The organism is [Haemophilus] ducreyi (assembly GCF_900109315.1).
Taxonomy (GTDB): Bacteria; Pseudomonadota; Gammaproteobacteria; order Enterobacterales; family Pasteurellaceae; genus Haemophilus_B; species Haemophilus_B ducreyi.
In genome coordinates, this window is sequence record NZ_FOJC01000007.1 from 15,435 (window position 1) to 27,932 (window position 12,498).

At 37.9% G+C, this 12,498-nt stretch carries 11 protein-coding genes and 1 pseudogene; 8 read left to right on the top strand and 4 right to left on the bottom strand.

Going from position 1 to position 12,498, the window contains the following annotated elements:
* Positions 1-28 precede the first annotated feature (28 nt).
* Positions 29-742 carry an SIMPL domain-containing protein gene (locus BMX01_RS05510; protein ID WP_064082211.1) on the bottom strand — a complete coding sequence of 238 codons (714 nt, stop codon included), beginning with the start codon at positions 740-742 and terminating at the stop codon, positions 29-31.
* A gap of 70 nt (positions 743-812) precedes the next feature.
* On the bottom strand, positions 813-1,547 hold the full coding sequence (tsaA, locus tag BMX01_RS05515) for a tRNA (N6-threonylcarbamoyladenosine(37)-N6)-methyltransferase TrmO (RefSeq protein ID WP_064082210.1): 735 nt from the start codon (positions 1,545-1,547) through the stop codon (positions 813-815).
* A gap of 98 nt (positions 1,548-1,645) precedes the next feature.
* Here tsaA and BMX01_RS05520 point away from each other — a divergent pair, with 98 nt between their 5' ends.
* Complete coding sequence (locus tag BMX01_RS05520; RefSeq protein ID WP_074647918.1) at positions 1,646-2,554, top strand: 1,4-dihydroxy-2-naphthoate polyprenyltransferase; 909 nt, start codon at positions 1,646-1,648, stop codon at positions 2,552-2,554.
* 68 nt (positions 2,555-2,622) lie between these two features.
* Here BMX01_RS05520 and erpA read toward each other — a convergent pair whose 3' ends face one another.
* Positions 2,623-2,967: an iron-sulfur cluster insertion protein ErpA gene (gene erpA, locus BMX01_RS05525; RefSeq protein ID WP_010944655.1), complete on the bottom strand. Its 345-nt coding sequence runs from the start codon at positions 2,965-2,967 to the stop codon at positions 2,623-2,625.
* A 218-nt stretch (positions 2,968-3,185) separates the two neighbouring features.
* On the opposite strand from erpA, the gene BMX01_RS05530 reads away from it, so the two are divergent.
* The 7 genes and pseudogenes from BMX01_RS05530 to rpoD all read left to right on the top strand — a co-directional run.
* Positions 3,186-3,869: an acylneuraminate cytidylyltransferase family protein gene (locus BMX01_RS05530; RefSeq protein ID WP_064083016.1), complete on the top strand. Its 684-nt coding sequence runs from the start codon at positions 3,186-3,188 to the stop codon at positions 3,867-3,869.
* Positions 3,870-3,917: 48 nt separating this feature from the next.
* Positions 3,918-4,817, top strand: a complete 900-nt coding sequence (gene lst / locus BMX01_RS05535; protein ID WP_064082208.1) for an alpha 2-3-sialyltransferase — start codon at positions 3,918-3,920, stop codon at positions 4,815-4,817.
* A 75-nt stretch (positions 4,818-4,892) separates the two neighbouring features.
* On the top strand, positions 4,893-5,933 hold the full coding sequence (gene rfbB, locus BMX01_RS05540) for a dTDP-glucose 4,6-dehydratase (RefSeq protein WP_064082207.1): 1,041 nt from the start codon (positions 4,893-4,895) through the stop codon (positions 5,931-5,933).
* Between the two features lie 24 nt (positions 5,934-5,957).
* Positions 5,958-6,842 (top strand): glucose-1-phosphate thymidylyltransferase RfbA, encoded by an 885-nt coding sequence (gene rfbA / locus BMX01_RS05545; protein ID WP_064082206.1) that lies wholly within the window; start codon positions 5,958-5,960, stop codon positions 6,840-6,842.
* Positions 6,843-6,994: 152 nt separating this feature from the next.
* Positions 6,995-7,210, top strand: a complete 216-nt coding sequence (rpsU, locus tag BMX01_RS05550) for a 30S ribosomal protein S21 (protein ID WP_010944660.1) — start codon at positions 6,995-6,997, stop codon at positions 7,208-7,210.
* 187 nt (positions 7,211-7,397) lie between these two features.
* Complete coding sequence (dnaG, locus tag BMX01_RS05555; protein ID WP_064082205.1) at positions 7,398-9,137, top strand: DNA primase; 1,740 nt, start codon at positions 7,398-7,400, stop codon at positions 9,135-9,137.
* 129 nt (positions 9,138-9,266) lie between these two features.
* A pseudogene (gene rpoD / locus BMX01_RS05560) lies at positions 9,267-11,120 on the top strand (RNA polymerase sigma factor RpoD); the annotation flags it as partial.
* A gap of 145 nt (positions 11,121-11,265) precedes the next feature.
* Here rpoD and tyrS read toward each other — a convergent pair.
* The gene (gene tyrS / locus BMX01_RS05565) at positions 11,266-12,456 is read right to left on the bottom strand and encodes a tyrosine--tRNA ligase (RefSeq protein WP_064082203.1); all 1,191 of its coding nucleotides are present in this window, start codon (positions 12,454-12,456) and stop codon (positions 11,266-11,268) included.
* Positions 12,457-12,498: the final 42 nt, after the last annotated feature.

Consider the following 12,498-nt stretch of genomic DNA (forward strand, 5'->3'; position numbering starts at 1 on the left):
TGACCGCTATGATTGAGTGAGCTATGGCTTATTCAAATTGCACTTTGCCAGATGCACGAGCAGAAAGGGTTGCTTTACCCGGTTCAAGTGAAAGCTCTTCTTTTGCTGAAGCAGGTCTGACTGATCTTGCCATCATAGCAAAACTTCTTACTTCAAATTGATCAAGATTACCATTTGGCGTGTCTAATTTAACGTCGGTTAATACATAATTTTTCGCATTTAGACCCGCTTGCACAACTTCCGCCTTATGTTTGAATTGTTTTAGAACATCTAAAATCATTTCATTTTCTAATGTTTTTGCTTTTTCTGGAGATACGTTGAAATAGATATCACTGATGGCTACTTCTGAATCAAGTTGTTCTAATACTTTTGCAAGTGCTTCAAAGTTTTTACTTTTAAGGTAAACTTGTCCTTCAGCAACCCAGCCGTCCGGTTTATTATTGTTGTCGTAATTGACAAAATTACGCACGCCATTTGCTTCTAATTCAATATCAGATTGCTTTTTAGCGTTATCAATCACTTTATTTAAATGTAGAGAAACAGATTTTTTGAGATCAGGCAATTGTTTGCCGGTTTTACGGCTATAAACCACAGCCTGCATTACGTCTTTTTCAATAGTACGATTAATCTCGGTCGAAAACTCAAAAACGGTTTTTGGCGGATTCGCTGGCATTTGGTTAGCGGTAGCGGTGATACTTGTTACCATTAGCGGTAAAATTAGGCAAATTTGTTTTAGTTTCATTGAGTAGGGTTCCTTTGTTATATGCATAGTGTTGCAATATATTATTTAGAGATATAATTTGTTTATTAGTTCAGTGGTTAATCGCAATAACCATCGCTTTATTGGGATCCGATTCGCATATTTGCCAACGAATATTATAGCCTGCCAACCGCATACCATAAATGCGGGAGGTTATTTTCCCCTGTTGATAAGCAGGGCGAGGATCTTGTTCGATTAATTGTTGAATAAAAACAAGCGGTTGTGTTATGCCAAATTTTGCAAAATTATTACAGAAATTAATGGCTTGTAATGCTTGTTGCGTAAATTCTACGCTTAACATCGCCGGTGGTTTATGTTGAGCAAAACCTGAGATTGCTTCTGGTTCGCTGTCTGCGTAAGCAATATAAGGTTTGATATCCCAAATAGGCGTACCATTGACTAAATCAACACCACCAAGTTTTAACTGTGCTTTTCCATGATGTATTTCGATCGCTTCTAATGCGACTTTAGATAACCCGATCTGATTCGGGCGATGAGTGGCACGAGAAGCAAAAACACCAATACGTTGATTACCTCCTAAACGTGGCGGGCGAACGGTTGAATGCCATTCCCGTGCAGGGAGCTGATGAAATTGAAAAATTAGCCATAAGTGACTAAATTGTACCAAACCGCGTACCGCCTCTGCACAATTGTAGGGGGGGAATAAAGTAAGGTTTCCTTTTCCTTGAGCCACTAAATTGGGTTGACGTGGCACAGAAAATTTTTCATCATAGGAGCTTTCAATAACACCAATCGGATTTAACACTAGAGGTTGTGGATTCGTCATAAAAATGCACTTTTTCTATTATAAATCAAAATCAACACGGGTATTTTATACTAAAATACGTTGTTTTATATCTTTTTATTTAATCCATTATTACTTTTATGAATAAGCGTTCTATTTTTTCGAACTGGTTTATCACAGCAAGACCAAAAACGTTACCTTTAGCGTTGGCTTCAATTATGGTTGGATCTGCATTAGCTAATTGGGTGGGGCAATTTGATTGGGTAACGAACTTATTAGCCATTATCACTACTATGCTGTTACAAATTTTATCAAACTTTGCGAATGATTATGGCGACTATGTCAAAGGCTCTGATACGCAAGAACGGATTGGGCCATTACGTGCCATTCAACAAGGTAACATTACCGGCGAACAGTTAAGGCAAGCGGTCATATTCTTAAGTTTTCTGTCGTTTATCTCAGGATTGATATTAACCATTTATGCCTATCAATCTTTACAAGATCTATTGGTGTTTGTTAGTTTGGGTGTGATATCGATTATTGCGGCGATTAGCTATACGGTTGGTAAAAAGGCATATGGGTATTTGGGGTTAGGTGATCTGTTTGTACTCATTTTCTTTGGCTTTGTGGCGGTTATTGGTTCGTTTTATCTGCAAGCGCATAGCATTCCGATCATTATTTTACTACCGGCGTTTGCGTGTGGCGTATTGTCAGTGGCTGTGTTGAATATCAATAATTTACGTGATATTAACCAAGATAGACAAGCCGGAAAGAATACCTTAATTGTCCGGATTGGTAGCGATAATGGGCGAATTTACCATATGTTGTTATTAACTTTAGCGGTCATTTGCTACTTGATTTTTGCCATAATTGAAGGCAATCATTGGTATAATTATCTTTTTTTATTAGCGGTGCCTTTGTTGGCTCAACATGCGTTATTTGTTTATCGCTATCAAGATCCTATTGAACTGCGACCTATGTTAGGTAGAATGGCTGCTTTGGCATTGCTGACGAATGTATTATTCAGTATCGGCATTATGTTAGGTTAGGCGTAAAATTTGGTAAAAAAAGACCGCTTACAGATTATCTTAAGCGGTCTTTTTTATTGTTTCAGTGTTTAAATGCTAAATGATGAACCGCAACCGCAAGTTGAGCTCGCATTAGGGTTTTGTACGACAAAACGTGAGCCATCTAAACCTTCAGTATAATCAACGGAACCGCCGATTAAGTATTGTAGACTCATTGGGTCAACGATCAGACCAACATTTTGATTTTCAATCGTTAAATCCCCTTCATTAATTTTATCATCAAAAGTAAAGCCATATTGGAAACCACTACAGCCACCCCCTGTGATGTAAACGCGTAAACGTAGGTTGGGGTTATCTTCTCCCTCAATTAAACTCTTAACTTTTTTTGCTGCCGCATCTGTAAAGGTAAGAGGAATTTGATCGATATCGCTCATTCAATCTTCCCACATAAAAATCAGATCATTTTGCCATTATCTACCAATCTGATTGGTTGAGCAATAGCATTTATGATAAAGATTATTGTCTATAAGATCGTAAGAATGTTTAAATGTTATACATTAAAATGCAATAAACGGACTATTCATAGTATAGTGGCATTATTTTATGTACCATAGAGGTTACTTTTTATTAATTATACATTGAATAGATGACGATGAAGAAGATTGCAATAATCCCTGCCCGTGCCGGCTCAAAAGGTATCAAGGATAAAAACTTACAATTAGTTGGTGGTATTTCATTGGTTGGTCGAGCGATTATCGCCGCTCAGCAAGCGGGTATTTTTGATCATATTATTGTCAGTTCGGATGGCGATCATATTTTAAAAGAGGCGGAACGTTATCAAGCAGAAACATTAAAGCGACCTTCTTATTTAGCGCAAAGTGAGACAAAAAGCATTGATGTGATCCTTCACGCTTTGGAGGCATTACAGTTTAGCGATGGAATAGTGGTACTTATCCAACCAACTAGCCCGTTGCGATCAGAGATTGATATTAAAAACGCGATGGCACTTTTTTTAGAAGGGAAGTATCACGCTGTAATTTCTGCTTGTGAGTGTGAACATCATCCTTATAAAAGTTTTTTATTAGAACAAGATAATATTATTCCATTAACAGATATCAACGATTTTGAAGTGCCACGACAAAAATTACCGAAAGCCTATCGGGCAAATGGAGCGATTTATATCAATGATATTGCAGCACTTATTCAACAAAAAAGATTTTTTGTTGAACCGATGCAGTTTTATTTGATGCCACAAGATCGTTCGATTGATATTGATGCAATTATTGATCTTAAAATGGCAGAGTTATTGCTACAACATGAGCATGCCATTATTTAGTTTAATACTAAATTTAATTAAAACGGATTATTTTTGGATCAAATAACGATGAAAGAAATTGCCATTATTAGCAATCAAAGAATGTTTTTTTTATATTGTTTACTGACTAATAAAAATTTAGAAGACGTTTTCTTTATTTTTGAAAAAGGAGCTATGCCGAATAATCTCACTAGCATACCTCATTTTATTGTATTAGATCATTCTAAATCAGAATGTTATGATTTCTTTTATTTTAATTTTATATCCTGTAAATATAGGTTACGTGGTTTAGATGTTTATGGCGCAGATCATATTAAAGGCGCTAAGTTTTTTCTTGAAAGACACCGATTTTTTGTGGTGGAAGATGGAATGATGAATTATTCCAAAAATATGTATGCGTTTTCACTTTTTAGAATAAGAAATCCGGTTATTTTGCCGGGTGGTTTTCATCCAAACGTAAAGACTATTTTTTTGACCAAAGATAATCCGATACCGGATCAAATTGCGCATAAAAGAGAAATCATTAATATCAAAACATTATGGCAAGCTAAGACAGTTACGGAAAAGACTAAAATACTTTCTTTTTTTGAAATAGATATGCAAGAAATATCCGTGATTAAAAACAGAAGTTTTATTCTCTATACGCAACCACTTTCGGAAGATAAACTTCTGACAGAAGCAGAAAAGATTGATATATATCGTACTATTTTAACTAAATATAACCATTCACAAACTGTGATTAAACCGCATCCAAGAGATAAAACAGATTATAAACAACTGTTTCCTGATGCTTATGTGATGGAGGGCACTTACCCTTCAGAATTATTAACTTTATTAGGTGTGAATTTTAATAAAGTCATTACGTTATTTTCCACAGCAGTATTTGATTATCCTAAAGAAAAGATTGATTTTTATGGTACCGCGGTTCATCCAAAATTATTAGATTTTTTTGATGAAATCACATTGTAAATAGGAAATATATTACCCCCAATTTCGATTAAAAAAGAAATTGATTTATTAACGGCTATAGTGAGTTGTAATTGTATGAAGCTTTTAATTACAGGTGGAGCAGGTTTTATTGGATCGGCAGTGATTCGCTATATTATTAATCATACTGACGATGAAGTGATTAATGTTGATAAATTGACCTATGCGGGCAATTTAGCTTCGCTGTCATCAGTGAGTCAGCATAAACGCTATACTTTTGAACAGGTAGATATTAATGATAGCGGACGGATTGCTGAAATTTTTTACCATTATCAGCCTGATAAAGTAATGCATTTAGCCGCTGAAAGCCACGTAGATCGATCCATTGAAGGATCTGCACCATTTATACAAACTAATATCATCGGCACTTATACATTATTAGAAACAGCAAGATCCTATTGGCAAAGTCTAGATCAGCAAAAAAAAGCACAATTTCTTTTTCACCACATTTCAACGGATGAGGTCTTTGGTGATTTAGCTCATCAGCCTCAACGGTTTACTGAGCAAAGTGCTTATATGCCGAGCAGTCCTTATTCTGCGTCAAAAGCAGCGAGTGATCATCTAGTGCAAGCTTGGTATCGTACTTATGGCTTACCAACAGTGATTAGCCATTGTTCAAATAACTATGGACCTTATCATTTTCCGGAAAAATTAATTCCATTAACCATTTTAAACGCCTTATCTGGTAAACCATTGACTGTTTATGGCGATGGCTTACAAGTTCGAGATTGGCTTTTTGTTGAAGATCATGCTCGCGCATTGTATAAAGTGATCACACAAGGTCGCGTAGGGGAAAGCTATAATATTGGTGCCAGTAATGAAAAAACCAATATTGAAGTTGTGCAAGCTATTTGTCAGTTATTAGATGAATTAGTGCCGGTTAAACCTAATGGAATTAAAACATATCAAGCGTTAATTACACATGTAGCAGATCGTCCTGGCCATGATTTACGCTATGCAATTGATGCAAGCAAAATAACGCAACAGCTTGGTTGGCAACCGCAAGAAAGTTTTGCTACAGGATTACGAAAAACCGTAGAGTGGTATTTAGCGCATAAAAACTGGTGGCAAATGATTCAGCACCCTGTTTGTGAGTAAGATTGTTTAACATAAGGATCAATGATGAAAGGGATTATTTTAGCGGGCGGATCTGGCACACGTTTATACCCAATTACTCGCGGGATCTCTAAACAGTTATTGCCGGTGTATAACAAGCCAATGATTTATTATCCACTTTCAGTATTAATGTTGGCAGGGATCCGAGAGATTTTAGTGATCACCACACCCGTGGATCATCAGCATTTTAAAGCATTATTAGGAGATGGCAGTCATTTCGGTATTCACATTGATTATGCTATTCAAACTAAGCCTGCAGGATTAGCAGAAGCGTTTATTATTGGTGAGCAATTTATCGGCAAAGATAATGTTTGTTTGGTATTAGGCGATAATATTTTTTATGGGCAAGGTTTTACTCAAATTCTATCGGTTGCGGCAAATCGCCAGCAAGGCGCTACTCTTTTTGGTTATCAAGTGAATAATCCCGCGCGCTTTGGCGTTGTGGAGTTTGATCAAGATTTACGTATTTTAACATTGGAAGAAAAGCCACAGGAGCCTAAATCTGATTGGGCGGTTACCGGTCTTTATTTTTATGATAATCGCGTCATTGAGTTTGCTAAGCAAGTCACCCCTTCAGCACGTGGAGAACTTGAAATCACGGATATTAATCAACGCTATTTACAAGAAGGTATGCTACATTTGCAATTGCTTGGTCGCGGATTTGCTTGGTTTGATACCGGCACTTATGATAGCTTGCACGAAGCGGCCGCTTTTGTAAAAACTATTGAGCATTTGCAGAAGTTACAGGTAGCTTGTTTGGAAGAGATTGCGTGGCGTAAAGGTTGGTTGACTGATATTGATGTAATCGCTTTGGCTGAGCCGATGATACAAAATGAATATGGTCAGTACTTATTAGCTTTAGTACAACAACAGCGTAAATATAAGGCTTAAAAGAAGCGAAGTTTGAATCATGATCCTAGATGAAATTACCCTTTACTTTAAATATAAGCTACGTTAGAATACGACACCTTATTTTAGCCTATGTCGCCAAAAATTGATGTGCGACTTTATTATTTAAACATTATTTCCTGAGGTGATGGCATATGCCAGTAATTAAAGTTCGTGAAAATGAATCATTTGACGTTGCATTACGTCGTTTTAAACGCTCTTGCGAAAAAGCGGGTTTATTAGCTGAAGTTCGTGCACGTGAATTCTATGAAAAACCAACCACAGTTCGTAAACGTGAGAAAGCATCTTTAGCAAAACGTCACGCTAAACGTAATGCACGTGAGAATGCACGTAACACTCGCTTATACTAATTAGCAAACGTTGCTTTTTAGTTGATGGCTAAAACCGTGAAACCTTTGGGAATCGCGGTTTTTGCATTTTTGTCTCTCTTTTTTATCTGCAGTTATCTATGCTAAGCGGTAAATTTTCTCGCATTTTAGGCAACATTAACTTACGTATTCCGTACGTTATTCTCGTTATTTATATAAGGAGATCTCGATGAAAGGTAGCATACCTCGTTCATTTATTGATGATCTTGTCGCTCGCACAGATATCGTTGAACTGATCAATAGTCGCGTTAAACTCAAAAAAGCAGGCAGGGAGTATCAAAGCTGTTGTCCTTTTCATCATGAAAAAAGCCCATCATTTACGGTAAGCCCGACTAAACAGTTTTACTATTGTTTTGGCTGTGGTGCACACGGTAATGCGATCAGTTTTTTGATGGAATATGACAAGTTAGAATTTCCGGAAGCGGTTGAAGAATTAGCTGCAATGCAAGGCTTAGAAGTCCCACGTGAAAATGCCACTCATCAAGCTAAATCAGTGGTGAGTTATCAAGCGAAGCGGAATCTATATGAATTATTGGCGCAAATTAGCCAATTTTACCAACAACATTTAGTGCAAGACTCTGCTAGTCAAGCTTATTTGCAACAGCGAGGGCTTTCTGCTGAGATTATTAGCCGTTTTGAGATTGGATTTGCCCCTAATTCAATGGATGCTGTCCTATGTAAATTTGGTATTAATCGTGACGAGATACAGAAATTGCTTGATACGGGAATGCTCAGCCAACATGATAGTGGGCGAGTTTACGATAAATTCCGTAATCGAGTAATGTTCCCAATTCGCGATAAGCGTGGGCGTGTGGTTGCTTTTGGCGGACGAGTAATGGGCGATGAAAAACCTAAATACCTTAATTCTCCTGAGTCAGCAACCTATCACAAAGGCAATGAGCTTTACGGTCTGTTTCAAGCATTGCAACAAAATGAGAATCCGGCGGCGTTGCTAGTAGTCGAAGGCTATATGGATGTTGTAGCGCTTGCGCAATTTGGTGTTAACAATGCGGTAGCGTCTTTAGGGACAGCCACTACGGGTGAGCAAATTCAGCAGATGTTTCGTTGTACTGAGCAAGTTATTTGTTGCTATGACGGAGATCGTGCCGGTCGAGAAGCCGCTTGGCGAGCGTTTGAAAATGCTTTGCCTTATTTACAAGATGGCCGTCAATTAAAATTTATTTTTCTACCGGATGGTGAAGATCCAGATAGTTTTATTCGGCAACAAGGTAAAGCCGGCTTTGAAGTGTATTTGCAAGCGGGAATGTCGCTCAGCGATTTTTTATTCGATAATTTGGTCGCACAAGTGGATTTATCAAGTAAAGAGGGCAAATCCAAGTTGGCGGCGATTGCAGTACCGTTAATCAATCGCATTCCAGGCGAAATGTTACGCGTTTATTTACGTAATATGTTAGGTCAAAAACTAGGCATTTTAGATCCTGCACAATTAGAAGCTATTTTGCCCGCTAAAGTACCTGCAAACCGTAAATCAATCGCACAAGCCTTGCCGATTAAGCGGACACCCATGCGATTATTGATAGCATTATTGTTGCAGAACCCAGAATTAGTCCAGTTTGTACCCGATATTTCAGCGCTACAAAGCTTACAAGAACCCGGTTTCCAATTGCTAGTCGAATTGATCGAAGTGTGTCGCGAAAAAGTCGGTATTTCAATGGGAGTGTTATTAGAACATTGGCGAGATAAGCCACATTACCGTACATTAGAACGGTTGGCTAATTGGGATCACCTAGTGACGCCTGAAAATGTGGAAAGTACTTTTATTGAAACGCTTGATTTTTTGTACGCTAAACTAGTTGAAAAGCGGATAGAAGCTCTGATTGCCAAAGATCGTATGCATGGATTAAATGCTGCAGAAAAACAAGAACTTGCTTTGTTAATTAGCCAGTGAGGCTATTTTTTGATAGATCAGCTCTTGTAGGCTTGAACAAGCGCTCATTTTCAAGAAATTTTTGGCAAAACTATCAAGAAAATTTCAAATAATGTTATAATCTAACACTATTTTTGCTCGCAAAAAACGGAAACGAATATGGAACAACAATCTCAATTAGAACTTCTGATTGCTCAAGGGCGTGAACAAGGTTATTTGACCATCTCAGAGGTACATGATCACTTACCAGAAGAATTGGTTGATGCTGAGCAGATCGAAGATATTATTCAAATGATCAACGATATGGGGATTAAAGTATTAGAAACAGCCCCAGATACTGATGAGCTAATGCTTGCAGAGAATATCGCGGATGAAGATGTTGTAGAAGAAGCGACAAAAGTGCTTTCTACAGTAGAATCAGAACTTGGCCGGACGACGGATCCTGTGCGGATGTATATGCGTGAAATGGGAACTGTTGAGCTTTTAACGCGGGAAGGTGAAATTGATATCGCTAAACGTATTGAAGAAGGTATTAATGAAGTACAGTGTGCGGTGGCCGAATATCCAGAAGCGTTAACAGAATTAATCGGTTTTTATGCGCAAGTTGAAGAAGGCACTATGCGTCTTTCGGATTTAGTGACCGCTTTCGTTGATCCTAATATTCAAGCTGAAGAAGACGTTGTTGAATTAGATTCAGATTTAGACGAAGAAGCATCAGATGTGGTCGCAGATGTTGATGATGAAAGCGAAGATGAAGAAAGTGATGGCAGTGCGGATAATACGGATGATAACTCAATTGATCCGGAGTTAGCCCGTGAGAAATTTTATGCATTACGTGAGCAACATGAAAAAGCGTTACAAGTAATTCAAAAACACGGCCGATCACATAAAAAATCGAAACAGCATATTCAAGCATTGTCCGATATTTTCCGCGAGTTCCGTTTAGTGCCAAAACAATTTGATTTGCTGGTTGAATCAATGCAAAGAATGATGAAACAAGTTCGTGCTGAAGAACGTCAAATTCAACGTTATGCGGTTGAATATGCTCAAATGAAGAAAGCCGATTTTTTAAAGCTATTTCAAGGGAATGAAACCTCCGAAGAATGGATTGACAAGGCGATTAATGCTAGAAAAGGAGCCGCGCCAAAACTAGCTAACTATGTTGAACAAATTCGCATTAATATTAGTAATTTACAACGTATGGAGCAAGATACTGGCTTGACAGTGGCACAGATCCGCGAGATTGGCGGTCGTATTGCCAGTGGTGAATTAAAAGCTCGCCGTGCGAAAAAAGAGATGGTGGAAGCTAACTTACGTTTGGTTATTTCAATTGCTAAAAAATATACTAATCGTGGTTTACAATTCTTAGATCTGATCCAAGAAGGTAATATTGGTTTAATGAAAGCGGTCGATAAATTTGAATATCGTCGCGGTTATAAATTCTCAACTTATGCGACTTGGTGGATTCGTCAGGCGATTACACGTTCAATTGCTGATCAAGCTCGTACTATTCGTATTCCTGTGCATATGATTGAAACGATTAATAAATTGAACCGTATTTCCCGTCAATGTTTACAAGAAATGGGGCGTGAGGCGACACCAGAGGAATTGGCAGAACGAATGGGAATGCCAGAAGATAAAATTCGTAAAGTGTTGAAGATTGCAAAAGAACCTATTTCAATGGAAACCCCTATTGGTGATGATGATGATTCACATTTAGGCGATTTTATTCAAGATGAAAACCTTGAACTGCCATTAGATTCTGCTACGGCAGAGAGTTTACGTTTGGCGACGAATGAGGTGTTAGAAGGATTAACACCGCGTGAAGCTAAAGTATTGCGTATGCGTTTTGGCATTGATATGAATACCGACCATACGTTAGAGGAAGTGGGTAAGCAATTTGATGTTACCCGTGAGCGGATTCGTCAGATTGAAGCTAAAGCGTTGCGTAAATTACGCCATCCGAGCCGTTCTGAAACATTACGTAGTTTCTTAGATGATTAAATGTAATGATATGCTTATGAAAAAGCCCAAGTAAATTGCTTGGGCTTTTTATTATTTGTAAGATAAATATCATTATTTGCCATATTCATCATTTTTGTCACTATTTAGCAACTTTTCGATAAAATAAGACCGCTTGTTCTGATAATTATTTTACGGTAACACGAGCAAATTTACGTTTGCCTACCTGATAGACGAATGTCCCTGGTTGAGCATTGGCGCGGACATCATCAATTTTTTGTCCATCGATTTTAACTCCACCTTGTTGTGCAGAGCGGATCGCTTCAGACGTTGAGGCAACTAAGCCCGATTCTTTTAATAAAGTGGCAAGCCCGATTTCGCCGTTGAAACAGAATTCTGGCATTTCATCAGGAATGGCGCCTTTTTGGAAGCGGTTAATAAAGTGTTGTTCAGCAAGGTCAGCCTCAGCTTCACTATGGAAGCGGGTAATAATTTCTTTAGCTAATAAAATTTTCACGTCACGAGGGTTTTTTCCAGCGTCAACGTCTGCTTTTAATTGAGTAATTTCAGCTAGTGGTCGGAAAGAAAGTAAGTTATACCAATCCCACATCAGTTCATCAGAAATGGACATTACTTTGCCAAACATTTCATTAGGTGCTTCGGTAACACCAATATAATTTCCTAATGATTTAGACATTTTTTTCTCACCATCTAAGCCGACTAATAATGGTAAGGTGATGGCGACTTGTGGCTTCTGTTCCGCTGATTTTTGTAATTCACGGCCAATCAATAGATTAAAAGTTTGGTCTGTGCCACCTAATTCTACGTCGGCTTGCAATGCGACGGAATCATAACCTTGTAATAATGGATAGATAAATTCGTGAATAGCGATAGGTTGATTATTAGTGAAACGTTTTTTGAAATCATCACGTTCTAGCATACGTGCCACGGTATAATTAGACGTTAAGCGAATCATTCCTTCTGTGCCTAATTCATTTAACCACGCAGAATTAAATACGACACGTGTTTTGTTGGGATCTAAGATTTTAAATAATTGTTGTTTGTAAGTTTCGGCGTTACGCAGTACATCTTCACGTGTTAATGGCGGGCGAGTGGTGTTTTTGCCTGATGGATCGCCCACCATACCGGTAAAGTCACCAATTAAGAAGATAACTTCGTGGCCTAATTGTTGGAATTGACGTAGCTTGTTGATAACAACCGTATGGCCTAAGTGAATATCGGGTGCTGTTGGATCGGCACCTAATTTAATCCGTAATGGACGATTTTCTTTTAGTTTTGCAATTAAATCTTCTTCAGAATAAATATTTTCGACACCACGTTTAAGTTCGGCTAATATTGCTTCAATAGATTGAGCCATTTGTATTCCTTTTCTGATTAACATATAAAATGTGGTCTATTA

Bases quoted from the DNA above. Each gene is read 5' to 3' on its own strand.
- BMX01_RS05510 (WP_064082211.1), bottom strand. From the start codon at position 742: ATGAAACTAAAACAAATTTGCCTAATTTTACCGCTAATGGTAACAAGT.
- tsaA (WP_064082210.1), bottom strand. From the start codon at position 1,547: ATGACGAATCCACAACCTCTAGTGTTAAATCCGATTGGTGTTATTGAA.
- BMX01_RS05520 (WP_074647918.1), top strand. From the start codon at position 1,646: ATGAATAAGCGTTCTATTTTTTCGAACTGGTTTATCACAGCAAGACCA.
- erpA (WP_010944655.1), bottom strand. From the start codon at position 2,967: ATGAGCGATATCGATCAAATTCCTCTTACCTTTACAGATGCGGCAGCA.
- BMX01_RS05530 (WP_064083016.1), top strand. From the start codon at position 3,186: ATGAAGAAGATTGCAATAATCCCTGCCCGTGCCGGCTCAAAAGGTATC.
- lst (WP_064082208.1), top strand. From the start codon at position 3,918: ATGAAAGAAATTGCCATTATTAGCAATCAAAGAATGTTTTTTTTATAT.
- rfbB (WP_064082207.1), top strand. From the start codon at position 4,893: ATGAAGCTTTTAATTACAGGTGGAGCAGGTTTTATTGGATCGGCAGTG.
- rfbA (WP_064082206.1), top strand. From the start codon at position 5,958: ATGAAAGGGATTATTTTAGCGGGCGGATCTGGCACACGTTTATACCCA.
- rpsU (WP_010944660.1), top strand. From the start codon at position 6,995: ATGCCAGTAATTAAAGTTCGTGAAAATGAATCATTTGACGTTGCATTA.
- dnaG (WP_064082205.1), top strand. From the start codon at position 7,398: ATGAAAGGTAGCATACCTCGTTCATTTATTGATGATCTTGTCGCTCGC.
- tyrS (WP_064082203.1), bottom strand. From the start codon at position 12,456: ATGGCTCAATCTATTGAAGCAATATTAGCCGAACTTAAACGTGGTGTC.